The following is a 2,500-nucleotide window of genomic DNA, read 5'->3' as shown; positions in this document are numbered from 1 at the left end:
ACAACTTCCATCAGTACAAGAAAGATCGCTTCCACCCTCTGAAGAAAGTTCTTGCAACTTAGGTGCAGGATTCTCTTCTTCCCACACTTGCTGAAGTGCACCAACAAAAGTTTCAAGTGGTTGTGCACCTGAAATAGCATACTTTTGATTAATAATAAAATAAGGCACTCCCGAAATTTGATATTGCTGAGCAATCGCTTCATCAATTCTAACATCATTTGCATACGCATTTTTATCATTAATAACATTTAAAGCTTCTTGCTTATCTAAACCTGAAGCTTCAGCGATAGTAGCAAGTGTATCCACATCGCTTAAATTTTTCGATTCAGTGAAATATGCAAAAAGTAGATTTTCTGTAATCTCTTTTTCTTTCCCTTGATTCTTTGCAAACTTCGCAAGACGATGCGCATCAAAAGTATTAGTCGGCTTCATCTCATCAAAATTAAAACTTAAACCCATACTAGCTGCATGATTTCCTAACTGTACGTTATTACGCTTAGCTTCTTCAATACTAATTCCATACTTTGATGCAAGTACTTCATTAATACTTGTTCCAGAATAGATTGGAGCATTTTGGTCTAATTCAAAACTTTTAAACTCAACTTCAACATCCTTCTTATATGGAAATTGCTCTAAAGCCATCTCTAATCTACGTTTCCCAATATAGCAAAATGGGCATACAAAATCCGACCATACTTCAATTTTCATAAAAACACCTCATTAACATTTAGTTTTCAATCATTGTAGCACTGAGATTAAGGAATTCAAAAGTTTTTGCTCTATCTCCTTCATATAGTACATACAAAAACACACTTATAGCAGAATACCTAATTAACAAAAAAAACGATAATCAAAAGGATTAACTATTATCCCTCCGATTATCGTCTATATAAATGCAACAACTTTAATTATGCCGGAATATACTTCCCTACGAACTTCCATACAGTATTCCAATATTTATTCGAATCTACTTTCTCCGCTTCTCCATGTCCAGCACCTGGAACAATTAATTTCTCTTTTTCTACTTTTGCAGCATTATATACTTCATCTAACATTTCAAAAGGAACGAATGTATCAGCATCCCCATGAATGAATAACATAGGTGTTTTACTTTTCGCTACTTGTTTTACAGCTGAAGCCTCTTCTAAATCGTAACCAGCTCTTAATTTAGTAACCATATTTGCCGCATTCATAACAGGAAACTTCGGTAAATGGAATAAATCTTTTAGTTGATAAGTAAATTCATCAATAACAGTTGAGTATCCACAATCTTCAATAATAACTTTAACATTAGAAGGTAAATCTTCTCCTGAAGTCATCATTACAGTTGCCCCGCCCATTGAAACACCAAATAGAGCTATTTCAGCATTAGGGTCTTTCTTCAAGATTTGTTGAATCCAAATCAAAACATCTTTACGATCATGCCAGCCCATACCAACATAATCCCCTTCACTATTTCCGTGTCCACGAAGGTCTGGTGCTATGACATTATAGCCTTGTTCATAAAAGTTACGAACATATTTCGTCATTTCTGATGCTCTACCATTGTATCCATGAACTACAATTGCCCATTTATGACTGGATGGTTCATTCATATATTCATAACCTTTTAAATTTAATTTATCGAAAGAACGTATAGTTAATGTGTTAGGTTTATACTTCGATACGAAGTTTGCATTCTTTTCTTCATTTGCAGCCAATACATCTCCCGACGCATTTACCGTTTCTACTAAATGAGGATTATCTTGCAAAAATTCTTTTTCTTGTTTCGCATTTAACGCGTAGTTATAAAAATAATTCCCAACTAACATATACACGATTACTAGCAGGACTAAGACTACTATAGTAATTATACTTATCTTTTTCATATTATCTCCTTTTCTAACTTAAATCTTCTTATATTAAAGTACATCAAAAACAACTGTACTATTTTAACACACTGATGAATCCTATCTTTAAGAAATAAAATAGAAAATCTTAAATTACATATAAAGAATCACGAAAGAAATTGAATAAAACTTATATAGCTACGTACTCAAAAACCTTTTTGAAAAGCGAGAAGCACTTCAAAATATTTAGCTTTGAAAAGAAGTTATAAAACACAAAAAAGACGAGTCATTCTGACTCGTCTTAAAGTTGCTTGGCGACGTCCTACTCTCACAGGGACAAGGTCCCAACTACCATCGGCGCTAGAGAGCTTAACTTCCGTGTTCGGTATGGGAACGGGTGTGACCTCTCTGCCATCATCACCAAACTATGAAGGCATATTCCTTCAAAACTAGATAACATTTGCTACATATTATATGGTTAAGTCCTCGATCTATTAGTATTCGTCAGCTCCACATGTCACCATGCTTCCACCTCGAACCTATCAACCTGATCATCTTTCAGGGATCTTACTAGCTTACGCTATGGGAAATCTCATCTTGAGGGGGGCTTCATGCTTAGATGCTTTCAGCACTTATCCCTTCCGCACATAGCTACCCAGCTATGCCCTTGG

Annotated in this window: 2 protein-coding genes and 2 rRNA genes (2 of these 4 running past the window's edge); all 4 read right to left on the bottom strand. The window is 34.9% G+C overall.

Features of this window, described 5'->3' with window-relative positions; all coding sequences use genetic code 11:
• Nucleotides 1-708, bottom strand: partial view of a DsbA family oxidoreductase gene (locus C3Y97_RS01570; RefSeq protein ID WP_000687954.1) — the 5' portion only. It extends 24 nt beyond the left edge of the window; only the first 708 of its 732 coding nucleotides appear in the window; it begins with the start codon at nt 706-708; its stop codon lies off the left edge, out of view.
• 200 nt (nt 709-908) lie between these two features.
• Nucleotides 909-1,868: an alpha/beta hydrolase gene (locus tag C3Y97_RS01565; protein WP_000723973.1), complete on the bottom strand. Its 960-nt coding sequence runs from the start codon at nt 1,866-1,868 to the stop codon at nt 909-911.
• Between the two features lie 270 nt (nt 1,869-2,138).
• A 5S ribosomal RNA gene (gene rrf, locus C3Y97_RS01560) occupies nt 2,139-2,254 on the bottom strand.
• Nucleotides 2,255-2,303: 49 nt separating this feature from the next.
• A 23S ribosomal RNA gene (locus tag C3Y97_RS01555) occupies nt 2,304-2,500 on the bottom strand; it runs 2,725 nt beyond the window's last position.

The sequence above is a fragment of the Bacillus sp. DU-106 genome (assembly GCF_004799705.1).
GTDB lineage: Bacteria > Bacillota > Bacilli > Bacillales > Bacillaceae_G > Bacillus_A > Bacillus_A cereus.
This window is presented reverse-complemented; position numbering and strand designations above follow the sequence as displayed.